This window comes from Rhizobium sp. LjRoot98, from assembly GCF_964252935.1.
GTDB lineage: Bacteria > Pseudomonadota > Alphaproteobacteria > Rhizobiales > Rhizobiaceae > Pararhizobium.
The window spans coordinates 449,768-470,422 of sequence record NZ_CAXUPW020000002.1; the positions used below are offsets into that span (position 1 = coordinate 449,768).

23 protein-coding genes are annotated in these 20,655 nt (G+C 60.6%); 14 read left to right on the forward strand and 9 right to left on the reverse strand.

All coding sequences use genetic code 11. From position 1 onward, the window contains the following. Positions 1 to 22: 22 nt before the first annotated feature. Together ACSQ3J_RS10720 and ACSQ3J_RS10725 are read right to left on the reverse strand one after the other, a co-directional pair. Positions 23 to 610, reverse strand: coding sequence for a hypothetical protein (locus tag ACSQ3J_RS10720; RefSeq protein ID WP_060510993.1), 588 nt, complete (start codon positions 608 to 610; stop codon positions 23 to 25). Between the two features lie 25 nt (positions 611 to 635). After that, positions 636 to 1,016: an acyl-CoA thioesterase gene (locus tag ACSQ3J_RS10725; protein ID WP_060506279.1), complete on the reverse strand. Its 381-nt coding sequence runs from the start codon at positions 1,014 to 1,016 to the stop codon at positions 636 to 638. A gap of 208 nt (positions 1,017 to 1,224) precedes the next feature. Between ACSQ3J_RS10725 and ACSQ3J_RS10730 the strand changes: the two genes are divergently transcribed. From ACSQ3J_RS10730 to ACSQ3J_RS10760, 7 genes are all read left to right on the forward strand, one after another. Further along, a complete protein-coding gene (locus ACSQ3J_RS10730) occupies positions 1,225 to 3,039 on the forward strand; it encodes a methyl-accepting chemotaxis protein (protein WP_060510995.1) in 1,815 nt (604 codons plus the stop codon). Between the two features lie 241 nt (positions 3,040 to 3,280). Further along, positions 3,281 to 3,880, forward strand: coding sequence for a Kazal-type serine protease inhibitor domain-containing protein (locus ACSQ3J_RS10735; protein ID WP_060506281.1), 600 nt, complete (start codon positions 3,281 to 3,283; stop codon positions 3,878 to 3,880). An 81-nt stretch (positions 3,881 to 3,961) separates the two neighbouring features. After that, a complete protein-coding gene (locus ACSQ3J_RS10740; RefSeq protein ID WP_060506330.1) occupies positions 3,962 to 4,765 on the forward strand; it encodes an endonuclease/exonuclease/phosphatase family protein in 804 nt (267 codons plus the stop codon). Positions 4,766 to 4,922: 157 nt separating this feature from the next. Then, complete coding sequence (locus ACSQ3J_RS10745; protein ID WP_060510997.1) at positions 4,923 to 5,324, forward strand: VOC family protein; 402 nt, start codon at positions 4,923 to 4,925, stop codon at positions 5,322 to 5,324. A gap of 34 nt (positions 5,325 to 5,358) precedes the next feature. After that, the gene (locus ACSQ3J_RS10750) at positions 5,359 to 5,805 is read left to right on the forward strand and encodes a DUF488 domain-containing protein (RefSeq protein ID WP_060506331.1); all 447 of its coding nucleotides are present in this window, start codon (positions 5,359 to 5,361) and stop codon (positions 5,803 to 5,805) included. A gap of 219 nt (positions 5,806 to 6,024) precedes the next feature. Further along, the gene (locus ACSQ3J_RS10755) at positions 6,025 to 7,329 is read left to right on the forward strand and encodes an extensin-like domain-containing protein (RefSeq protein ID WP_060506283.1); all 1,305 of its coding nucleotides are present in this window, start codon (positions 6,025 to 6,027) and stop codon (positions 7,327 to 7,329) included. 108 nt (positions 7,330 to 7,437) lie between these two features. Further along, positions 7,438 to 7,824 carry a GFA family protein gene (locus ACSQ3J_RS10760; RefSeq protein ID WP_060506284.1) on the forward strand — a complete coding sequence of 129 codons (387 nt, stop codon included), beginning with the start codon at positions 7,438 to 7,440 and terminating at the stop codon, positions 7,822 to 7,824. Positions 7,825 to 8,020: 196 nt separating this feature from the next. On the opposite strand, the gene ACSQ3J_RS10765 is transcribed toward ACSQ3J_RS10760, so the two are convergent. Beyond that, complete coding sequence (locus tag ACSQ3J_RS10765) at positions 8,021 to 9,088, reverse strand: cyclic nucleotide-gated ion channel (protein ID WP_060506285.1); 1,068 nt, start codon at positions 9,086 to 9,088, stop codon at positions 8,021 to 8,023. 20 nt (positions 9,089 to 9,108) lie between these two features. Next, positions 9,109 to 9,306 carry a hypothetical protein gene (locus ACSQ3J_RS10770; RefSeq protein ID WP_436039077.1) on the reverse strand — a complete coding sequence of 66 codons (198 nt, stop codon included), beginning with the start codon at positions 9,304 to 9,306 and terminating at the stop codon, positions 9,109 to 9,111. On the opposite strand from ACSQ3J_RS10770, the gene ACSQ3J_RS10775 reads away from it, so the two are divergent. Next, positions 9,296 to 10,222, forward strand: coding sequence for an ABC transporter ATP-binding protein (locus tag ACSQ3J_RS10775; RefSeq protein ID WP_060506287.1), 927 nt, complete (start codon positions 9,296 to 9,298; stop codon positions 10,220 to 10,222). The two genes, ACSQ3J_RS10770 and ACSQ3J_RS10775, sit on opposite strands and share 11 nt — an antisense overlap. After that, positions 10,219 to 10,980: an ABC transporter permease gene (locus ACSQ3J_RS10780; protein ID WP_060506288.1), complete on the forward strand. Its 762-nt coding sequence runs from the start codon at positions 10,219 to 10,221 to the stop codon at positions 10,978 to 10,980. Before ACSQ3J_RS10775 ends, ACSQ3J_RS10780 begins: the two co-directional genes overlap by 4 nt. 24 nt (positions 10,981 to 11,004) lie before the next feature. On the opposite strand, the gene ACSQ3J_RS10785 is transcribed toward ACSQ3J_RS10780, so the two are convergent. Genes ACSQ3J_RS10785 through ACSQ3J_RS10800 form a run of 4 tightly spaced genes read right to left on the reverse strand, consistent with a single transcriptional unit; the run spans position 11,005 to position 13,209 of the window. After that, positions 11,005 to 11,427 (reverse strand): hypothetical protein, encoded by a 423-nt coding sequence (locus ACSQ3J_RS10785; RefSeq protein WP_060506289.1) that lies wholly within the window; start codon positions 11,425 to 11,427, stop codon positions 11,005 to 11,007. Between the two features lie 22 nt (positions 11,428 to 11,449). After that, complete coding sequence (locus ACSQ3J_RS10790) at positions 11,450 to 12,151, reverse strand: TIGR02281 family clan AA aspartic protease (RefSeq protein ID WP_436039078.1); 702 nt, start codon at positions 12,149 to 12,151, stop codon at positions 11,450 to 11,452. Next, a complete protein-coding gene (locus ACSQ3J_RS10795) occupies positions 12,148 to 12,372 on the reverse strand; it encodes a DUF1289 domain-containing protein (RefSeq protein ID WP_060506291.1) in 225 nt (74 codons plus the stop codon). The genes ACSQ3J_RS10790 and ACSQ3J_RS10795 overlap by 4 nt, the downstream gene beginning before the upstream one ends. Before the next feature lie 48 nt (positions 12,373 to 12,420). Beyond that, complete coding sequence (locus ACSQ3J_RS10800) at positions 12,421 to 13,209, reverse strand: adenosylcobinamide-GDP ribazoletransferase (protein ID WP_060506332.1); 789 nt, start codon at positions 13,207 to 13,209, stop codon at positions 12,421 to 12,423. Between the two features lie 176 nt (positions 13,210 to 13,385). Between ACSQ3J_RS10800 and cobT the strand changes: the two genes are divergently transcribed. From cobT to ACSQ3J_RS10825, 5 genes are all read left to right on the forward strand, one after another. Continuing rightward, a complete protein-coding gene (cobT, locus tag ACSQ3J_RS10805) occupies positions 13,386 to 14,402 on the forward strand; it encodes a nicotinate-nucleotide--dimethylbenzimidazole phosphoribosyltransferase (protein WP_060506292.1) in 1,017 nt (338 codons plus the stop codon). 275 nt (positions 14,403 to 14,677) lie between these two features. Further along, a complete protein-coding gene (locus ACSQ3J_RS10810; RefSeq protein ID WP_082512287.1) occupies positions 14,678 to 15,094 on the forward strand; it encodes a diacylglycerol kinase in 417 nt (138 codons plus the stop codon). Between the two features lie 162 nt (positions 15,095 to 15,256). Further along, a complete protein-coding gene (locus ACSQ3J_RS10815) occupies positions 15,257 to 16,276 on the forward strand; it encodes an iron ABC transporter substrate-binding protein (protein ID WP_436039080.1) in 1,020 nt (339 codons plus the stop codon). A gap of 176 nt (positions 16,277 to 16,452) precedes the next feature. Next, on the forward strand, positions 16,453 to 17,994 hold the full coding sequence (locus ACSQ3J_RS10820) for an ABC transporter permease (RefSeq protein WP_436039240.1): 1,542 nt from the start codon (positions 16,453 to 16,455) through the stop codon (positions 17,992 to 17,994). After that, the gene (locus tag ACSQ3J_RS10825; protein ID WP_060506294.1) at positions 17,991 to 19,049 is read left to right on the forward strand and encodes an ABC transporter ATP-binding protein; all 1,059 of its coding nucleotides are present in this window, start codon (positions 17,991 to 17,993) and stop codon (positions 19,047 to 19,049) included. Before ACSQ3J_RS10820 ends, ACSQ3J_RS10825 begins: the two co-directional genes overlap by 4 nt. A gap of 7 nt (positions 19,050 to 19,056) precedes the next feature. Here ACSQ3J_RS10825 and ACSQ3J_RS10830 read toward each other — a convergent pair whose 3' ends face one another. After that, positions 19,057 to 20,592, reverse strand: coding sequence for a sensor histidine kinase (locus ACSQ3J_RS10830; protein ID WP_060506295.1), 1,536 nt, complete (start codon positions 20,590 to 20,592; stop codon positions 19,057 to 19,059). Positions 20,593 to 20,655: the final 63 nt, after the last annotated feature.

Genomic DNA, 20,655 nt, shown 5'->3' on the forward strand with positions numbered 1-20,655 from the left:
TTGCGCCGCCGGGCCTCGCCGGTCAATCCAAAAGATCGAACGCGCGAAAAATCCAGACGACCTGGTAGGTGAGGCCGGCGATCAGGAAGGTTGCGTGGAAACGCCGGTTGGGCGTGATGGCGGCGACGAGGCACAGCGCGATGTAGACAGTGTTTCGCAACGGATATTCCAGCCCGTAGGACAGGAAATAGGCCTTTCCCTTGACGGCGGTGTCGACCAGATCGAGGGCGTAGGCGAGCGCCAGGAAGCCGAAGAACCAGGCGCGGCGTGACATGAAATAATGTTCGTAGCCGCTATAATCCTCCATCGAGGTGGGAAAGAGCAGCACGCAGAGAAAGAAGAAGATGCAGCAATAGGCGATGACGAAGAGATAGACGCTGAAATCGATCACAGGCACGGAATGCAGCCGGTATTCCCACCACCAGAAATAGATCAGGAACAGGAACATGAACAGCACCCAGCCGAGGTGCAGCCAGTAGATTTTTGTCTTGCCGGGATGCTGGACGAACAGCGCCAGGCCCGTCAGCAGCCGGGCCATCGACAGGCTGATGACCATGCCCATGACGACGCGGATATGGGAGAAAATCTGCGGATCGACGGGCTGGTCCATGGCTCAGGCCTTTGTGAGGGCGGGGTCAGGCTTCCGGCGGGACAGGCTTCGGATGACCGTTCTCATCCAGAGCCACCATGACGAAAAGCGCATCGGTGACCTTATCCATCCGGTCGGAGAGATAGCGCTGCGCCCAGGCTTCGACCTTCAGCGTCATCGACGTGCGGCCAACCTTGACGACATCGGTATAGATGCAGAGCGTATCGCCGATCTTCACCGGCATTTCGAAGGCCATTTCCTTGACGGCGGCGGTTACGACGCGCCCGCGCGCCCGCTCGGCGGCACGGATACCGCAGGACAGGTCCATCTGCGCCATGACCCAGCCGCCGAAGATGTCGCCGGCGGCATTGGCGTCGCCTGGCATGGCCAGGGTGCGCAGGGTGAGGTCGCCGTTGGGTTTGGCCATTGTGTCGCTCTCCGTTTGTCCTGATGTAACCCGATGCGGATGGATCGGAAAAGACCCCGGCGGGAAATAACCTTGAAGGCTGCGCTGCTCATCCATGATGGTAAACAAACGGTAAGGTCCGTCCTGTCAATTTTAGTGGTCTCTTGTTAGGAAGTTCGAAAATTCCGGCCGGTATCGTGCCTCGATAATATGAGGGGGACTGGGCTCAATGAAACATTTTCGAATTTCGGTGCGTCTTTATGCACTGGTGGGGTTGGCACTTCTGACCATGGCGGCCGTCATGACGCTTGGGCTGTTCCAGGAGCAGGACAAGCTGGTGGCGCAGCGCAAGGCCATGCTCGAAGCGATGAACGAAAATGCGGTCTCCGTGTTCGATACCTACTACAAGCAGGAACAGGCGGGAACGCTGTCGAAGGCCGATGCGCAAGCGCGGGCGATCGAGGCGATCCAGGCTATGCGCTATCAGGGCAATGGCTATTTCTTCATCACCGACATGAAGAGCATGATGATCATGCATCCGATCAAGCCGGCGCTGAATGGTACCGACCAGACGGATAACAAGGACCCGACGGGCAAACACATTTTCGTAGAGTTTGCCAAGAAGGTTGCGGCAGAAGGCAAGGGGTTTGTCGATTATTACTGGCCGAAGCCCGGTGCCGACGAGCCGGTGCTGAAATATTCGCACGTGGCCGGATTTGCGCCCTGGGGCTGGATTGTCGGTACCGGCGTCTACGCCGATGACCTTGCCGCGATGTTCAAGGACGGCCTGATCCGCGTGGCGATGATTTGCGGTTTTGCTGCTCTGGTCATTCTGCTCGCCGCCTTCTCCATCGTCCGCAGCGTTGTCGGCCCGATCGAGCGGCTGAAAACCTCCATGCGGGCGATTGCCGACGAGGATGTCTCGTCTGCCATTCCGGAAAACGACCGCAAGGACGAGATCGGCCAGATGGCCGCTGTGCTGGTGGAACTGCGGGATTCGGTGAAGGAGCGCATCGGGCTTCGTGTCCGCGAGGCCGAGCAGCAGACCCGGCTGGACGAAGAGCGTCTGAGCAACGAGCATCGCTCACTGTCGAACGCACAGGCACAGGCCGACGCGATGACGACGGTCGGCAGTGCGCTTGAAAAGCTGGCAAGTGGCGATCTGACGGCGGAAATCGGCCGGATCGCCCCGGAATATTCCAAGCTGCGCGAGGATTTCAACACGGCTGTGACCGCGCTGCGTGGTGTCATCCAGTCGATCGCGCAGTCGACCGAAGTGGTTTACGGCAGTGCCGGCGACATTTCCGAAGCCGCCAACAACCTGTCGCGCCGCACCGAGCAGCAGGCGGCCGCCCTTGAAGAGACGGCGGCTGCCCTGGATGAGATCACCTCGACGGTGAAAAGCGCATCCGACCGGGCCGCTGAAGCCCGCGAAATGGTCAACGAGACCAAGGGCAGCGCGGCGAAATCCGGCGATATCGTCCGCAACGCGATTGCCGCGATGACGCGCATCGAAGGCTCGTCCTCCAAGATCAGCCAGATCATCGGTGTTATCGATGAGATCGCCTTCCAGACCAACCTCCTGGCGCTGAATGCCGGTGTCGAGGCGGCACGGGCAGGCGAGGCTGGCCGCGGGTTTGCGGTCGTCGCGCAGGAAGTGCGGGAGCTGGCGCAGCGTTCGGCCGGTGCCGCCAAGGAGATCAAGGAACTGATCCGCAATTCCGCCACCGAGGTCGAGACCGGCGTGACGCTGGTGCGCTCGACCGGCGAGGCGCTGACGGAAATCGAAAGCCTGGTCAACCGGGTGAACGAACATGTCGCCTCGATCGCCACCGCCGCCCGCGAACAGGCGACCGGTCTTGCTGAGGTCAATACGGCCGTCAACAGCATGGACCAGATGACCCAGCAGAATGCCGCGATGGTCGAGGAGACGACGGCCGCCAGCCAGACTTTAGCGCAGGAGAGCCGCGAGCTGAAGAGCCTGCTGCAGACCTTCCGCCTTTCCACGGACAACAGGCAGACGGGCTACAGCCGCGCTGCCTGAACTTTCAAAAAGACGGAAATGCCGATTGCCCGCGTTCGAAAGGACGCGGGCTTTTTCTGTTTTGGGCGGTTGTGGTGATGCGTTGTTTCTATCTGGAGATTTGGGCGATTCCAGTCGTTGGTGTAACGATGCGCTTGACCCGGGGCTATTTCCCATCAGAATAATCCAGTGGTTCAATGTGTTACGGTGCCGGTTCGGTTCAGGAGCGGCATACTGGGTTCCAAAGGGGAGAGGACTGCCAATGACGGTTTTTCAACGTGTTGCAATCCGTTTTGCGGCATTCATGGCGCTGGGACTGCTGACGGCATGCACCGTCGCCGTCGATGAGCCCGGCGGGCGGCCCTATCCTCGCCCGGAACCATCGAGGCCGCAAATGTGTACGATGGAGTATAATCCGGTCTGCGGTGAGCGCGGCAACAATCGCCGGACGTTCGGAAATGCCTGCCAGGCGCGGGCGGAAGGTTTCCGGATTACCGGGCGAGGCGAATGCCGGCCTGAACGTCCTGATTTCGGCGGCGACAGGCCCCAGGTCTGCACCCGCGAATATGCGCCGGTCTGCGCCCGCCAGGGACGGCGCGAGCAGACATTTTCAAATAGCTGCATGGCCGAAGCCCAAGGGTTCCGTGTCATCGGCCGCGGCGAATGCTCGCGCGGCAGCGACCGGCCTGTCGATGATTCCGGCATGCGTCCGCCGCGCGATCCGGATCGCCGGCCTCAGGCCTGCACCCGCGAGTTTGCGCCGGTCTGCGCCCGGCAAGGACGGCGCGAACAGACATTCCCGAACGCCTGCACGGCGCAGGCGCAGGGGTTTCGCGTGATCGGCAACGGCGATTGCCGCTGATCTGAGCGTAACGCCAGGGATAACGGACTGCTCCGGCTGGGGCGGTTCGTTTTGTGTTGAAGACAGCTGGAGTGGACCGTGCTGCGGATTGTTTCCTTGAACGCCTGGGGTGGGCAGCTCCATGCGCCGTTGATGCGCTATCTCACCGAGGCCGATGCGGATGTGATCTGCCTGCAGGAGGTGGCACGCACGCCTGGGTCTCCATCCGGCTGGCTGGCCTATCGGGACCACGGGGTCGAACTGCAACAACGGGCCAATCTGTTCGATGAAATCCGTGCCGTGCTGCCAGGCCATGACGGCTTTTTCGCCCCAACCGCGCGGGGAGACCTGTTCGACGGGGACAGAGCCGTGCCTTCGGAATTTGGTCTCGCGACCTTCATACGCTCATCGCTGACGGTGATCGCCCAGGCGCAGGATTTTGTGCATGGGGCGTTTTCACCTCATGGTTGGGGGCCGCATCCGCGCGCCCGCAATGCTCATTGCCTTCGCCTTTTCAACCATGAAGACGGGTTTTCAATGACGATCGCGCAGATGCATGGTCTGCGCGATGTTGCGGGCAAGGGCGATACGCCGGCGCGTGACGGGCAGACCAAGGCACTGATCGAGCTGATCGGACGGGTCTGGAGGCGCGACGAGCGACTGATCGTGTGCGGTGATTTCAATGTCTTGCCGGACAGCCGGATGTTCGGCGCTTTGGGCCAGCTTGGCCTGACGGACCTGATCACATCGCGCGGACATCCCGACACACGCACCTCCTACTATGAAAAGCCGGGGCGTTTTGCCGACTACATGCTGGTGACACCGGATGTCGAGGTGATCCGCTTCGATGCCGTGGCCAGGCCGGAGGTTTCCGATCATCGCGCGTTGCTGCTGGAAATGCGGTAGGACGCGTCCTCTCGACAAGAGCTGTTTGGTTGCCGGATTGAAAAAATCTCCGGCCGGTTCAATTTTTTCGCGCCAGGTGTCGATTCCTGCCGGCACCGTTCGTCGTGGAGGTGTGGGCATGAGCCTGCGCAACGAATGAGCCTCGAGGAGAGCCGTAATGCCCAAGATGATTTTCGTTAATATGCCGGTTGCCGATCTGGCCAAGGCCACCCGCTTTTATCAGGCGATCGGATGCGAAAAGAACGAACAGTTCAGCGACCAGACGTCCGCCAGCATGGTCTGGTCGGAGACGATTACCTTCCAGCTGGCAACGCCGGCTTATCTCGCGACCTACACGCCAAAACCGCTGGCCGACGCGCATCAGACGACCGAGGTGCTCTTGGCCTTGTCGATCGACAGCCGCAAAGACGTCGACAGACTGGTCGAGGCGGGCGCAGCTGCCGGAGGCAAAGCCGATATTCGCGCGCCAGAGGACAGCGGTTTCATGTATAACCGTGCCGTCGAAGACCCTGATGGTCATATGTTCGAACTGGTGTGGATGGACATGAGCGCCGTCTGAGCCGGCAGGCAATCGGGTGAAGGAGCTGCGGCAGATGCATATCGATGTAACCACGATCGGGTTTACCCATAGCACTGCGGCGGATTTCTTTGGCCGTATCCGGCAGGCCGGTGTGAAGAAGGTGATCGATATCCGGCTTCACAACACCTCGCAGCTTGCTGGTTTCGCCAAGGCTGCCGACCTGCCATATTTCCTGAAGGAGCTCTGCGGCGCTGACTACGTGCATCAACCGCTGCTGGCTCCGACAGAAGACATCCTGACGTCCTTCAGGAAGAAGAAGGACGGCGACTGGAACACGCTGCGTCACCAGTTCATGGACCTGATGGCCGAGCGTCAGATCGAGACACGGCTTACCCCTTCCTCGTTTGCCGGCAGCTGCCTGCTCTGTTCGGAAGCCAAGCCGCATCACTGCCACCGGCAACTCGTCTGCGATTATCTCGACGGCAAGTGGGGCGGCAAGCTGACTGTCAGGCATCTCTAAGCGGCCTGGGTAATCCCTGGCACCGGCGGCAACGCCCATAACCGGGGATATCTTCGAAAGCCTTCGTTTACCCTGTTTGCATAAAATCCGCTTCAGTTCCGGTCTTTCTCGTCCTGCGCCCGCCTTTCGACACAGGCTGCCCGCAGATTTTCCGCAGGGACCGGGCGGGTGCGATGGTGCGTTTCGAGGCACCGTCATCGGTAGAGGCGGCAAGTGAGTATGGCGTATGTTTCCCTTTTCCGGCGGCCGGCGGCAGTTTTTCTGCTGTCTGTGTCGCTGACCGCCTGTTCGACGGATGATCTGACCCCGCCGGGCCGAATTGATTCCTCTGCGCGGGTGAGCGCCATCGAGCCCGCCAATCGTCATGCGCGCGGCTCGCGGGAAAATCCGTATCCTGCAGCCAATACGCCGGTCACCACCTTTTCTGAAAACTCGGACGATGCCGTCCCTGCCGATCCGCGGGTGCAGGGCCAACGCCTGCCGATGATCGACAGCGACCCGGCGCAGCAGCCGCTGGCCGTTGCCAGTACGCAGCCGATGACGGTGCCTGCCGAGGGCGTCAACATGGATGCGATGATGGGCGTCGAAACCGCTTCGACACCGGTTGTCGGCTTGGCCGAGGAGCAGAACCGCGATTATGGCCGGGGCAACGAGATCGCCAGAGACAATGAGATCGCCGAAGGCAATGCCAGCCAGCCGGTGGTTGGCGGCATCGGCGGCGACAGCGTGCAGCAGCTGGGTGGGCCGCAGGCCGTCCAGGTGGCATCCGTCGATCCGGGCTATGATCCCGACCTGCCGCCGCTCAGCGCCGAAAAACAGGCCGCCGAGGAGGCGCGCAAGGCACAGTTTCTCGATCAGCAGCAGCGCGTCATGCTGCGCAAACAGCAGACGCAGGAAGAGCAGCAGGTGGCTTTCCTGCCACGTGCCGGCAATCCGCTGTCCGAATCCGAGCCTGATTTCACCGGCCGGATGCCGGCTTCGGAAGTCGCCTGCCGCCAACGGCTGAAGAAGCTCAGGGTCGAATTCACCGATATTCCACGCATTTCCAACGGCCGGGCCTGCGGCATCGACTACCCAATCCAATTGACCGGCCTTTCCGGCGGTATCGACATCAAGCCGGCCGTCAAGCTCAACTGCGAGGTGACGGAAGCCTTTGCCAAATGGGTGAAGAACGAACTGGCCCCATCGGCCCGCTACCGCTACCTCTCCGGCATCAAGACGATCAAGCCGCTCGGTGGCTACTCCTGCCGGACGATGAATTCCAAGCGCGGCAATCCGATGTCGGAACATGCGCATGGTAACGCCATCGATGTCGGCAAGTTCGTGCTGAATTCCGGCAAGGAAATCGACGTGCGCAAGCCGGGATTTTTCGCCTTCCGTGAAAAGGGCCTGCTGAAGGCGGTACGCAGCGACAGCTGCAAATATTTCAACACCGTGCTTGGTCCCGGTAGCGATCCGCAGCACAAGGATCATTTCCATTTCGACCTCAGAGAACGCAAATCCGGCTACCGGCACTGCGATTGATTTGAAGGCGTGCACAGCCAAGGACACCCGGTTTACGGTAATCCCCTTGCTATGCTGGGTTGAAGGCGATTTTTTTCGGTTTCGCGCGGACGAAAACGGGGAGTCTCAATGGAAACCAGAACCTATCTCGGCGGTTGCCTGTGTGGAAGCATCCGTTTCAGGGCAACCGGTATACCCGGCAACCCGCACACTTGCTCGTGTGAAAACTGCCAGCGGCATTCCGGTGCGCAGACGCTTTGCTGGGTGGAGTTTCCGCGCGAGGCCGTCGAATGGACCGGCGAGGGCGGGAGGCCGGCCGTCTACCGTTCGTCCGATTATTCCAGCCGCTCCTTTTGCCCAGCATGCGGTAGCACGCTGGGTGCCGTCGATGATGAGCCGGTGATTGCACTGGTCACTGGCAGTTTCGATGTGCAGGATGTCGAGGAGCTACGCCCTCTTGCGCATTCGTTCGAGGATGTGCATCCAGGCTGGTGGAAAATCCCGGCGGTGGGTTAGCTGCCGTTTCGGCCGGTGGCGCAAAAAAAATGGCCGGTCGAAACCGGCCTAAAATGAACCTTACCGAAGAGGGGACTGCCGGAGGTTCTTGCAAATCACTGTCATCGTCTGTGTCCCACGCCGCGAACATGGCGTGAGTCCATCACGGTTTCATGACAGAGGCGGAAATGTTCCCGGCCGCCGCGGCAGCGTTGTTTCAGCCGCCATGGACTGCGCTGCGCCGTTCGAGGGCTGTGCGGCGGATGATTTCAGCGATCTCCGGACTGTTCGTCGACATCATCTGGAAATCCACCGAATAGAGCGACAGCAGCGAGACTTCGGTTGCCGCGGTGACCGTGGCCGAGCGCGGTTCGCCGGTGATCAGCGCCATCTCGCCAAAGAAGCTGCCTGCGCCGATTTCCACCGGATTGGCCGTGGCGACCACGACGCTTCCCTCGACAATGAAATACATCTGGTCGCCCCTGTCGCCCTTGCGGCAGATGATGGCGCCGGCCGGCACGATACGCGGGCGCAGCGCGCGCACGACCTCGACCAGAGCGGCGGGGCCAAGTTTTTGGAACAAGGGGACCGCGGCTACCAGCTGCCAATTGCGGACGAAATCCTGGCGGCGGACTTCTTCATAAAAGCCGGTAGCGAGGATGCCGGCCCAGAGCGCGAAAATGCCGATGCCGCTCATCATCACCAGTCCGCCCAGGATACGTCCGGCAAGGCTTTGCGGGATTTCGTCGCCATAGCCAGTGGTGGACAGTGTCGCCACAGCCCACCACATCGCCTGCGGTATGCTGCCGAATCTGTCCGGCTGGACGTCACGCTCGAGCAGGTAGGCTGCCAGCGATGCGGCAAACAGCAGGATGCCGAAAACCGAGGTCACCCCGATCAGGTTTCGCGCCTCGTTGGAGATCACCCTGCCCATCATCCGGAAAAACGTCGATTGGCGCAGGGGCTTCAGCAGCCAGATGGCGCAATAGAGGCTCTGGTCGCGGCGGCCCACGAACAGGAACGCCAAAAGCGGCAGCAGGACAGCGAGAACATCGATCGCGATTGCCGGTATCGCGTCGTGGACGCCGGTTGCCTGCCGCAGCATGAGGGTTGCAAGCAATTGCAGGCCGTAGATCGTCCAGATTCCGGCCAGCAGCATCTCGAGTGCGAAGCGCACGTGCCCCTGCACGGTTGGCGTGGTGAGCGCGGCGATGGCCACAAGACCGGTCATCGCCAAGAGCACGTTAAACAGCGCGGATGTTTTTGAGAAAGACATTGCCGGCATTCGATCCCCCGAGCGCTACGTCACCCCGCAGGAAGAATAGAATGCCTCCGGCGGAAGCGCAAAGGGGCGGCCGCTACAGCCAATTCCGAATCGCTGAAACGCGTGACGATCTGTTTTTGGTTTTTCTCGATTTTGCAGCTGAAATTTTCGAAGGAACACCCCATATAGAGCATCTCTTTCCGCCTCACATCCCCCGGAACATATTTCATGGCGCCCATCGTTTCCGTTTCCAATCTGGTGAAAACCTATGCGTCCGGCTTTCAGGCGCTGAAAGATGTCAGTCTCGATATCGAGGAAGGCGAAATCCTGGCATTGCTGGGGCCGAATGGCGCCGGCAAGACGACGTTGATCTCGATCATCTGCGGGATCGTCAATCCGACCAGTGGTACGGTGCTGGTCGGTGGTCACAACGTGGTCAAGGATTTTCGCGTCACCCGGGCGATGATCGGGTTGGTGCCGCAGGAATTGACGACCGACCAGTTCGAAACAGTATGGAACACGGTGTCGTTTTCGCGTGGGCTGCATGGCAAGAAGCCGGATCCGGCCCATATCGAAAAGGTGCTGAAGGATCTGTCGCTGTTCGACAAGAAGGACAACATGCTGCGCGAGCTTTCCGGCGGCATGAAACGGCGGGTGCTGATCGCCAAGGCGCTGAGCCACGAGCCGCGCGTTCTGTTCCTCGATGAGCCGACGGCGGGCGTCGACGTCAACCTGCGCAAGGACATGTGGAAGGTGGTCGAGAAGCTGCGGGAAACCGGCGTGACGATCATCTTGACGACGCACTATATCGAAGAGGCCGAAGAGATTGCCGACCGCGTCGGCGTCATCAATGGCGGCAAGATCCTTCTGATCGAGCAAAAGAAGGACCTGATGAAGAAACTCGGCCGCAAGGAGTTGCGCATCGAGCTGCAGGAGCCTGTGTCTGCCATCCCTGAGACACTTGCGTCCTATGACCTGACGGTCGAGGACAGCGGTCACAGCCTGATCTACGATTACGATTCATCCGGTGAGCGGACCGGTATCACCACGCTTTTGACGGCGCTGGCCGAAGCGGGTATCCGGCTCAAGGACATCTCGACGCGGCAGAGTTCGCTCGAGGACATTTTCGTTGAACTGGTGGGAGCAAAGGCATGAACCTCGAAGCGGTCAAGTCGATCTATTTCTTCGAGATGGCGCGCACACGCCGCACGCTTTTGCAGAGCGTCGTTTCGCCGGTCATTTCCACCTCGCTCTATTTCATCGTGTTCGGCGCCGCCGTCGGATCGCGCATCCAGGAGATCGACGGGGTTTCCTATGGCGCCTTCATCACGCCGGGACTGATCATGCTGACATTGCTCACCCAGTGTATCGGCAATGGTTCCTTCGGTATCTATTTCCCGAAATTCACCGGTACGGTCTACGAGATCTTGTCCTCGCCGGTATCGATGACGGAAATCGTACTTGGCTATGTCGGGGCGGCGGCGACCAAGGGCATGATGATCGGCATCATCATATTGGGGACGGCCTCGCTGTTCGTCGATCTGTCGATCGCCCATCCCTTCGTGATGCTGCTGTTTTTCGTGCTGACCGCCGTCACCTTCAGCCTGTTCGGCTTCATCATCGGCATCTGGGCCAAGGATTTCGAACAGCTCAATCTCATTCCGATGCTGGTCATCCCGCCGCTGGTCTTCCTTGGCGGCAGCTTCTATTCGGTCAACATGCTGCCGCCCTTCTGGCAGGCGGTCAGCCATTTCAACCCGGTTCTCTATCTGATCAGCGGTTTTCGCTGGAGCTTCTTCGAAATCGCCGACGTCAATCCGGTGATCAGCTTTGCCATCATCGTCGGCTTCCTGGCGGTGCTGATGGGCTTGCTGACGTGGATCTTCAAGACGGGGTACCGGTTGCGGAACTGACGGACGACCCTCGCCCTGCGGGAGTTACATCTTCGTCAGGGGAGTTTCTGCCGATTGCCTTTTGAAGACGGCCTTGATTGTGCCGGCGCGGCGATTGCCAGTCTCGCTCAGCATCATCATCTGCAATTGTTCACCTTTCAGTATAATGGCAATATTGAAGAGCGTGCCGCTGTAGGGGCCGCCTTTTCCTTCTTGCCACCGGCCGTTCCCGACCGCCCAGAGAGTGTTGCTGGGACTGTCTGCCTGGACAGCGGCGGACCAGCCATTGTTGGCCGCAATGGTCAGAACCGATCCATGCCGCATGATGGTGATCTTGCAGGAACTGCATTCGCCTGCATTGGAGCTCACCTGTTGCCACTCTCCTGGCAAGCCGTATTCATCTGCATAAGCGGCAGATGGCAGAAGCAATGCGGCAGTGGCAAGAAATGCTTTCAACACCCGGTTCATGCATGGCCTCCCGCCGGTTTCTTCAATCTCTCAATCTTAACTCATCCGTCTGCATCTGCAGGAAATCGAGCGTCGACAAAAAACTCATGCCGAGCAGGCTCTGGTCCAGCATGCCCTGCTGGGTAACCATCGCCTTGACGTCGTTGCGGACGATCGGGCCGATGGCGACCTCGGCAAGCGTGACGGGGGCAGCGCGCGCTTCGCCGTTGGCGGTCAGGATCGTTTGTGTATAGGAGAGCCCTGCGGGATTGAGGCCGAGCGTTTCGGCGTCCTCGTAGGACAGAGCGACACGGCTGGCGCCTGTATCGACCAGCATCTGGACGGTTGCGCCATTGACGGTGACCGGCGTTTCGAAATGACCGTTCAGCACCTTGTGCAGCACCACTTCCTGAACACCTTCGCTGTCGGTGAAGACGGCAGCCCGCCCGGGAATGAGACCGGCGGCAAGGCGGCCGCCGAAGGACTGCAGGTCGGTGCGGTAGAGATAGCCCGAGACGAGAACCAGGAGGATCAGCACCCAGATGCCGAATTGCCGCAGGCTCTGGCCGATATGGCGGCGGCTTTGGACGATGCCGGTGGCAAACATCGCGGCGATGGCGCCAAGCGTGACCAGGCGGCCGAAATCGTCGTTCATGATGCCGAAGGTGCGGCCGCTGTCGTGGTTGAGGATCAGAAAGATGAGGCCGACGGCAAGGATGCCCAGAAGGATGGTCAGTCTGGTCATTCGCGGCTTACCCTTTCGCGCGCCATGCGGGTCCGGCGCGTTTCACGGCGGGGTTTGCGCTCGACCGTTTCCAGCCGCGCCGGCAGGCTGTCCATGATGTCGCGCCGTTCCTGCGCTGTGTAGAGTGTCCAGGCACCGATTTCGTCACGTGTGCGGCCGCAACCGAAACAAAATCCGGTTTTCATGTCGATCGAACAGACGAGAATGCAGGGTGTTTCCATAAGGGCGTGACAATCCAAGCAAGCGTGGTTCAGACTTATATCGTTGTTTCAAATAGCTAGCGCAAGGGCTGCAAAAACGGCGATTTCGGTCAATTGTTGTGTGGCACCGATTGTGTCGCCGGTATGGCCGCCGATCTTGCCGTTGACGATTTCGCTGAAGACGGGAACCGTGACGGCAAAGGCGGCGATGGCGAGGATTGCGGCCAAAAGCGAGGCGCCCGACAAGAGCAGCAAAAGCGCTGCCGACACGACGCCGAAAATCAGCGCAAAGGTAACAGCCGGGGCCTGCGGTTCGCCAGCCGACGCGGCAACGCCATCCTGGCGTGCGGGCGGAAGTTTCGACCAGTGCCAGACCATGGCGGTGCGGCTGAGGGCGGCTACGGCGAGCACCAGCAATCCGGCGCCTCTTGGCGATACCAGGGGCAGGACGGCAGCCAGAGCCGAGACCCTGAGCCCAAACGACAGGATGAGGGCAACCGCACCATAGGATCCGATGCGGCTATCCTTCATGATAACAAGCGCTTTTTCCTTAGTCCTGCCGCCGCCAAGGCCATCCGCCGTATCGCTGAGGCCGTCTTCGTGCAGGGCGCCGGTGATCAGGGCCTGGACTGCGACTGCGACGAAGGCCGTGAACAGCGGTGAGACCTGGAAGGCGGTGAAGACCGAGACGATGGCCGCGGCTGGCAGCACGATCAGCAGTCCGGCCAGCGGAAAGGCACGCACCGCGCGGCTGAGGCGGCCGTCAAAATTGACGAAATGACGCTGCGGCATGTGGATACGGCTGAGGAATGCCACGGAGCGGGCCACGTCGTCGATGAAATCGCGGATATCGAACATGAAATCGGTCCCCAAGGCCGATCCGCCCCCAGCGAATCGGTGTTTTCAAGCCGATCATGCGACGGCGACACGAACGGGCGCAAATGCCGTTGCCGGATTTGTCGCAGCGCTTTATGAGGAAGCACCTTTGCGAAGCCATGCTTCGCCGACGACAAGACGAGACAAGGATTTTCTCCATGAGTGCCAGCGGCCTGCCGTTCGACGATTTCCGTGAATTGCTGCGTAACCTGCCGGGTCCGGATAGTGCCGCGCTGGTGGCAGCCCGCGACCGCGATGCGCAACTGACGAAGCCGCCGGGAGCACTGGGCCGGCTTGAGGAAATCGCGTTCTGGCTTGCCGCCTGGACGGGCAGGGCGCCTGCGGTCAACCGGCCGCTGGTGGCGATCTTTGCTGGCAATCACGGCGTCACCCGGCAGGGCGTCACGCCGTTTCCGCCCTCGGTGACGGCGCAGATGGTCGAGAATTTTGCAGCCGGTGGCGCTGCCATCAACCAGATTTGCGTCAGCCATGATCTCGGCCTGAAAGTATTCGATCTGGCGCTGGAGTATCCGACCGGCGACATCACCGAAGAGGCGGCTCTGTCTGAACGCGACTGCGCTGCCACCATGGCTTTCGGCATGGAAGCGGTCGCTGGCGGCACCGATCTTCTGTGCATCGGCGAAATGGGGATTGGCAACACGACCATCGCAGCGGCGATCAATCTGGCGCTCTATGGTGGCACTGCCGAGGAATGGGTCGGTCCCGGCACGGGATCACAGGGTGCTGTTCTCGCCCGTAAGATCGCGGCTGTCGAAAAGGCAGTGACGCTGCATGGCGATCATCTCTCCGATCCGTTCGAAGTGCTGCGCCGCCTCGGTGGCCGCGAGATCGCCGCGATGGCGGGTGCCATCCTGGCGGCCCGCATGCAGAAAATCCCTGTCATCATCGACGGCTATGTCGCAACGACGGCGGCGGCAATCCTGAAAGCCGCCAATCCGGCGGCGCTCGATCACTGCCTGATCGGCCATGTTTCGGCAGAGCCGGGCCATATGAAGGCGATCGAGATGCTCGGCAAGACGCCGCTGCTTGCTCTCGGCATGCGGCTTGGCGAGGGTACGGGCGCAGCGCTTGCTGCCGGTATCGTCAAGGCGGCTGCTGCCTGCCACTCCGGTATGGCGACGTTTGCACAGGCCGGCGTCAGCAACAAGAGCTGACGGCGGTCTTCTGGGGCAGGTATAGTCCGGCGAATGCTGCGCTGAGCAGCATCGCTCAGGGGATGCCAGGGACGATTTCCGGTCGATACTGTCAATTGCAAGTCTTCTCGGGCTCCGGCTGCCAGACCGGGGCTTGATAGCCCACGGCTTCTCACCTATTCGAGAGCGGCGATCCATTGAACGATTGTGGTGTGAGTGGCCCGTATTCACGGCGCATTCAGGCTGATGTCAGTATCGCGTGTTCCTTGCAGCTTTTTGCAGAGAACGGAGCGAGCATGTATCTGAACGAGGACTATCGTCGAATGGCCAATGAGAAGCCGGTAAAAAAGCTGACGGGAATCCGGCATTTCTTCGCGGCTGCCACTTATTCCTTCGGCGGCGCCAAGCGCCTTCTTGGCGAAGCAGCTTTCCGCCATGAGCTTGGCGCGTTTGCCGTCGCGATGATCCTGTTTGCCATCACCGGCGCGACCTTTTTCCAGTATGTTGCGGCCGGTGTGCTGTTTCTGCTGATGATTGCCTTTGAGGCGCTGAATACGGCGATCGAGGAAATCGTCGATCGTGTTTCACCGGAAATTTCCGATATGGGCAAGAATGCCAAGGATCTGGGTTCGCTCGCCTGCCTGTGCATCATCCTCGCCAATGGCGGTTATGTCGCCTATGTCGTGGTTTTCTCGCATTTCTTCGGCATTTGAGGCCTGAATCGGCAGGCGGCGATTTTATTCCCTCTTCAACAGTCAAATTTAATTGAGCGATTTCTTTCTGTTCTGACGCTAATCAAAGTTGACGCGAAATATCATGATTATATACCGGGGCCGCCGGACAAGATGGTCCGCAGAAAACTCGGAGAGGTTTCCATGACAATTTCCTTCTCAGGCTCGATGAGCGCGCTGGCGTTCGCGGCTCTTTTCGCCAGCACCGGTGCAACCGTCGCCCTTGCCCAGGAAGATATCGGCATCGTCGTCTATAACGCCCAGCACGAAAGCCTCGGTGTTGCCTGGGCCGAAGCCTTTACCAAGGAAACCGGTATCAAGGTGACGCTGCGCAAGGGCAGCGACATGGAATTCGCCAACCAGATCGTCCAGGAAGGCGCCGCATCGCCAGCCGACGTGTTCCTGACCGAAAATTCGCCGGCGATGTCGCTGGTTGATGGAGCCGGGCTGTTCGAGCCGGTCGCTGCCGGGACTCTGGCGCAGGTGCCTGAGAATTTCCGGCCGTCGAACGGCCACTGGATCGGCGTTGCCGCGCGCTCGACCGTCTTTGCCTATGACAAGACCAAGCTGACCGAGGACAAGCTGCCGAAGTCGATGCTGGATCTCGCCGATCCAAGCTGGAAGGGCCGCTGGGCCGCATCACCAGCAGGCGCCGATTTCCAGGCCATCGTCAGCGCGCTTCTGTCGCTGAAGGGCGAAGACGCGACGGCCTCCTGGCTGAAGGCGATGAAAGAAAACTTCACCGCCTACAAGGGCAACTCGACGGCGATGAAGGCCGTCAATGCCGGTGAAGTCGAAGGTGCCGTGATCTATCACTACTACTATTTCGGCGATCAGGCGAAGACCGGCGAGAACTCGAAGAACGTGGCATTGCACTTCTTCAAGAACGAGGATCCGGGCGCATTCGTCAGCATTTCCGGTGGTGGCGTGCTCGCCTCCAGCCAGCACAAGGAGAATGCCCAGAAATTCCTCGCCTGGATCACCGGCAAGGGCGGGCAGGGCATCCTTCGCGACGGCACCTCGTTCGAATATGCTGTCGGCAATGGCGAAGCTTCGAACAAGGCCCTGCCAGCACTTTCGGATCTGCAGTACCCCAAGGTCGATCCGGCCACACTCAACAGCGCAAAAGTCACAGACCTGATGACGGACGCCGGTCTGCTGTGATAGGCAGAACCTAAACCTGATCGGAACGCTCCGGTTAGGTATCGTCATTCCGGACTGCCGGTGACATTCGCAGCCGCTCATAAAAAAAGGGCTGCGAATGTTGTTTTGCTTTGAAAGCAGAGATTTTGAGCGCCACCGCGTTTCCTGCCGAACCCGTTTCTGCCCTGCGCCGGCTGATCATCGCCGCCAAAGGACGATCCAGGGTTCCTTATCTCTGGGTCACGATCGTTGCGGCTTTCGTGTCTCTCGTCAGCCTGATGCCGCTCGGCTTTATCGCATGGGTTTCGGTGCAGACCGGCTGGGAAACCGCCTCGAAACTGATTTTTCGCGGCCGCGTCGGCGAATTGCTGATCAATACGGCTCTGCTTGAACTCTGCACGTTACCGCTGACGATCGCGCTTTCCGTGGCGCTGGCCTGGTTAACCGAGCGCACCGATCTGCCCGGTGCGCGGCTGTGGTCGATGCTGGCGGTGGCGCCGCTTGCCGTTCCGGCGTTCGTGCACAGCTATGCCTGGATCAGCCTCGTGCCCGGGCTGCATGGCCTGACCGGCGGTGTACTGGTGTCGGTGCTTGCCTACTTCCCATTTCTCTATCTGCCTGTGGCGGCTCAGTTGCGCCGTCTCGACCCGGCGATCGAGGATGCGGCAGCCTCGCTTGGCCTGAACCCGTGGCAGGTGTTTTTTCGCGCTGTCCTGCCGCAGTTGAGGCTGGCGATCTGTGGCGGCTCGCTGCTGGTTGGTCTGCATCTGCTCGCCGAATACGGGCTCTATGTGATGATCCGCTTCGATACGTTCTCGACGGCGATCGTTGATCAGTTCCAGTCCGCCTTCAACGGCCCGGCGGCGAATATGCTGGCTGGCGTTCTGGTGTCGTGCTGCCTGCTGCTTCTGGTTATCGAGGCTGTCCTGCGCGGTGGCGAACGTTATGCGCGAGTGGGCTCCGGTGCGGCCCGGCCGGCTGACCGCCGCAGGCTTGGGCATATGGTCATCCCGGCGATCGCATTGAATGCCGTGACGGCGGCGCTGGCTATCGGTGTGCCGTTCGTCACCCTGACACGCTGGCTTTATATTGGCGGCGCGGAAATCTGGCGGATCGATCTTGTCGGTGGTGCTTTCGGCCAGACTGTCGTGCTTGCCATTGCCGGCGGTGTTCTGGCGACCATTGCGGCGGCGCCGATGGCCTGGCTGTCGGTACGGGCGCCGGGGCGGCTGCAGCGGATTCTCGAAGCATGCCACTATTATGTCGGCTCGTTACCCGGCGTCGTGGTGGCGCTGGCGCTGGTGACCATCACGGTGCGGCTGGTGCTGCCGCTCTACCAGACATTTGCCACGCTGTTCCTCGCTTACATCATGCTGTTTTTGCCACGCGCCATGGTCGGCCTGCGCACCAGTATCGCGCAGGCGCCGGTCGAGCTTGAGCGCGCTGCCATGGCTTTGGGACGCACACCATTCCAGGCCGTCCGCCAGACGACGATGCGGCTTGCGGCACCCGGCATTGCAGCCAGTACGGCGCTGGTGGCGCTCGGCATCACCAACGAATTGACGGCGACCTTGATGCTTTCGCCAACGGGCGTCGAAACGCTGGCAACGAAATTCTGGTCGCTGACCAGCGAGATCGACTATGTCGCAGCGGCTCCCTATGCGGTGATGATGGTGCTTTTGTCGCTGCCGCTCACTTTCCTCCTTTACGTGCAATCCAGACGGGCAACCGGACAATGACGTTTCTGACACTCGATGCGATCAGCAAATCCTACGGCCCGACGGTGGCACTCGACGCCATCGGCATGGCGATCGAGGCGGGCGGACGCACGGCGATCGTTGGACCTTCCGGGTCCGGCAAGACGACGCTGTTGCGCATCGTCGCCGGTTTCGAGACGCCAGACAGCGGTTCGCTGGTGCTGGATGGAAAGACACTTGCCGGCAACGGCGCGTTCGTTCCGGCGCACCGGCGCGGGATCGGCATCGTTTCCCAGGATGGCGCGCTGTTCCCGCATCTGACCGTCGCCGACAATATCGGTTTCGGATTGGCCAAGAATGCGCCTGGCCGCGCCCAGCGGATCGCCGAGTTGATGGAAATGGTCGAGCTTGACGATGTCATGGCCACGAGGCGTCCGCACCAGCTTTCCGGCGGCCAGCAGCAGCGGGTCGCGCTTGCCCGGGCGCTGGCGCTCAAGCCACGGCTGATGCTGCTCGATGAGCCGTTTTCGGCACTCGATACCGGTCTTCGTGATACGCTCCGGCGCACGGTGGCGCGCGTGCTGCGGGCGGCAGGAACGACGGCGATCCTGGTGACGCATGATCAGGCGGAAGCCTTGTCGTTTGCCGATCAGGTGGCGGTGCTGAGGCAGGGGCGGCTTGTCCAGTTCGGCTCGCCGCGCACGCTCTACGGAAAGCCGCGGGATCGCGAAACGGCGACCTTCCTGGGCGAGGCCATCCTGCTTGACGCCAGCATCGCGTCGGGGCGGGCGCAGTGCGCATTGGGCTCATTGGTGGTCGAGGCGGGGCTCCAGGCAGGCAAGGCAACAGTCATGTTGCGCCCCGAGCAGATACGGTTGAAGACCGCCGCTGCGGGAACCACGATCGAAGGCCCGTTCGGGCGTGTCGATGATGTCGAGTTCGGGGGCGGTAACTGTATGGTTCTGGTCAGGATCGATCGCAGCGACCGGGCCATGCCGGATTTCCTGTCGATCAAATGCGCCGGCGCCGACATTCCCGAGCCGGGCGACCTGGTGGGAATCAGTGTTCACGGCACGGCGCATGTTTTGCCGGACTGACTATCCGTTAAGCGAAACTCTTCCGGCGGCGCTCAACCGCTGGGGCGTCCTCGATAGCGGGAACGCTTTGCAGTACACGTTTTGCTGGCAGAATGGCGATGGCCTCGGTGCCTTCGCGCAGCTTGGAGCGCAGCATGAAGTCGCCATTGTGCTTGGCCAGTATCGCTTGAACGATCGGCAGGCCGAGCCCGGTTCCCTGTTCAGCGCTCTTGATCGCGATCGAGCCTTGGCCGAAGGCGGAAAGAACCACCGGAATTTCGTCTTCGGGAATGCCCGGGCCGTTGTCCTTGATCGACAGGTATTGGCCGCCACCGGCCGTCCAACCGACCTTGACGGAAACTTCGCCGCCGGACGGCGTGAATTTCACCGCATTCGATAACAGGTTCAGGATGACTTGGCGCATCGCCTTTTCGTCCACCCAGACCGACGGCATGCCGTATTCGAACTGCTCGGTGATGCTGATATTCTTGGTGCGGGCGCGCAGCTGCACCATGCCGATGCAGTCCTCGGTGATCTCCACCAGGTGAATGGCCTCTTCATTGAGGTCGTACTTGCCGGCTTCGATGCGCGAAAGATCGAGGATTTCGTTGATCAAATCGAGCAGATGCTGGCCGGAGCGGTGGATGTCGCCGGTATATTCCTTGTAGATCGGATTGTTGAGCGGGCCGAGCACTTCCGTCGACATGACTTCGGAAAAGCCAAGGATGGCGTTCAGCGGCGTGCGCAATTCGTGCGACATCGAGGCGAGGAAACGCGACTTTGCCATATTGGCTTCTTCAGCGCGGCGGCGCGCTTCGTCCGACATCGATTTCGCCACTTCGAGTTCGGCGATCAGATCGTCCTTCTCCGCCTGAACAGAAAGGATATGCACGTTGCTGCGGTGCATGCGGTTGGTCATGAAGACGAGGAAAATCAGCGACGTCGAAATGATAACGGTCAAGGCCATATAGGCGGGATTGCCGGATCTCATCGTCAGCGCCCCAAGCGCGATGACGACCGGGGCAAAGGTGAAGAGCAGTGCATTGCGCAACAGGAACGTGCCCATCGCGGTGGCGGCGAGCGCAATCAGCAGCACTGCAGCCTTGTAGAAGTCGAAATTGGCTTCGCGGCAGGTGTTGCAATCCTGGAAGATGAATGCTGCCCAGCAAATGCCAAGGACGATCTGGACGAACAGGAAGCGGCGGCGCCAATAATTCACCTTGTCCGCCGGGATATCTATGGCCTTTGCCCGGCGTGCCAGCAGAATGCCGATGGCATTGACGCAGAGCGCCGTGATGCCCCAGGCGACGAGATCAAGCTTTTGCGACAGGGATACGCCGATAGCGGTGACCAGAATGATGAAGAACGGCATGGCAATCGCGCCCTGCAGCATCGTGTCGACGTGAAGCCCGAGCATCTCCTTATCGAAGCCGGACGCATTCGAGGGGCCAGCCTGCAGGCGTTCGCGGGTCGTGCGCACGGCTTTCGACACAGCCGCGTTGCGGTGGCTGCGCGATTTGTCGACGATATTCTTGTCTGTCGAGGTGCTGACGCCCTTACTCATGATCTCATACGCGTTAACGGAATCCGTTGAAGTTTAAGGGGGAATCCTTAAGAAGTTGCTGCG

Bases quoted from the DNA above. Each gene is read 5' to 3' on its own strand.
- ACSQ3J_RS10720 (WP_060510993.1), bottom strand. From the start codon at position 610: ATGGACCAGCCCGTCGATCCGCAGATTTTCTCCCATATCCGCGTCGTC.
- ACSQ3J_RS10725 (WP_060506279.1), bottom strand. From the start codon at position 1,016: ATGGCCAAACCCAACGGCGACCTCACCCTGCGCACCCTGGCCATGCCA.
- ACSQ3J_RS10730 (WP_060510995.1), top strand. From the start codon at position 1,225: ATGAAACATTTTCGAATTTCGGTGCGTCTTTATGCACTGGTGGGGTTG.
- ACSQ3J_RS10735 (WP_060506281.1), top strand. From the start codon at position 3,281: ATGACGGTTTTTCAACGTGTTGCAATCCGTTTTGCGGCATTCATGGCG.
- ACSQ3J_RS10745 (WP_060510997.1), top strand. From the start codon at position 4,923: ATGCCCAAGATGATTTTCGTTAATATGCCGGTTGCCGATCTGGCCAAG.
- ACSQ3J_RS10750 (WP_060506331.1), top strand. From the start codon at position 5,359: ATGCATATCGATGTAACCACGATCGGGTTTACCCATAGCACTGCGGCG.
- ACSQ3J_RS10755 (WP_060506283.1), top strand. From the start codon at position 6,025: ATGGCGTATGTTTCCCTTTTCCGGCGGCCGGCGGCAGTTTTTCTGCTG.
- ACSQ3J_RS10760 (WP_060506284.1), top strand. From the start codon at position 7,438: ATGGAAACCAGAACCTATCTCGGCGGTTGCCTGTGTGGAAGCATCCGT.
- ACSQ3J_RS10765 (WP_060506285.1), bottom strand. From the start codon at position 9,088: ATGCCGGCAATGTCTTTCTCAAAAACATCCGCGCTGTTTAACGTGCTC.
- ACSQ3J_RS10775 (WP_060506287.1), top strand. From the start codon at position 9,296: ATGGCGCCCATCGTTTCCGTTTCCAATCTGGTGAAAACCTATGCGTCC.
- ACSQ3J_RS10770 (WP_436039077.1), bottom strand. From the start codon at position 9,306: ATGGGCGCCATGAAATATGTTCCGGGGGATGTGAGGCGGAAAGAGATG.
- ACSQ3J_RS10780 (WP_060506288.1), top strand. From the start codon at position 10,219: ATGAACCTCGAAGCGGTCAAGTCGATCTATTTCTTCGAGATGGCGCGC.
- ACSQ3J_RS10785 (WP_060506289.1), bottom strand. From the start codon at position 11,427: ATGAACCGGGTGTTGAAAGCATTTCTTGCCACTGCCGCATTGCTTCTG.
- ACSQ3J_RS10790 (WP_436039078.1), bottom strand. From the start codon at position 12,151: ATGACCAGACTGACCATCCTTCTGGGCATCCTTGCCGTCGGCCTCATC.
- ACSQ3J_RS10795 (WP_060506291.1), bottom strand. From the start codon at position 12,372: ATGGAAACACCCTGCATTCTCGTCTGTTCGATCGACATGAAAACCGGA.
- ACSQ3J_RS10800 (WP_060506332.1), bottom strand. From the start codon at position 13,209: ATGTTCGATATCCGCGATTTCATCGACGACGTGGCCCGCTCCGTGGCA.
- cobT (WP_060506292.1), top strand. From the start codon at position 13,386: ATGAGTGCCAGCGGCCTGCCGTTCGACGATTTCCGTGAATTGCTGCGT.
- ACSQ3J_RS10810 (WP_082512287.1), top strand. From the start codon at position 14,678: ATGTATCTGAACGAGGACTATCGTCGAATGGCCAATGAGAAGCCGGTA.
- ACSQ3J_RS10815 (WP_436039080.1), top strand. From the start codon at position 15,257: ATGACAATTTCCTTCTCAGGCTCGATGAGCGCGCTGGCGTTCGCGGCT.
- ACSQ3J_RS10825 (WP_060506294.1), top strand. From the start codon at position 17,991: ATGACGTTTCTGACACTCGATGCGATCAGCAAATCCTACGGCCCGACG.
- ACSQ3J_RS10830 (WP_060506295.1), bottom strand. From the start codon at position 20,592: ATGAGTAAGGGCGTCAGCACCTCGACAGACAAGAATATCGTCGACAAA.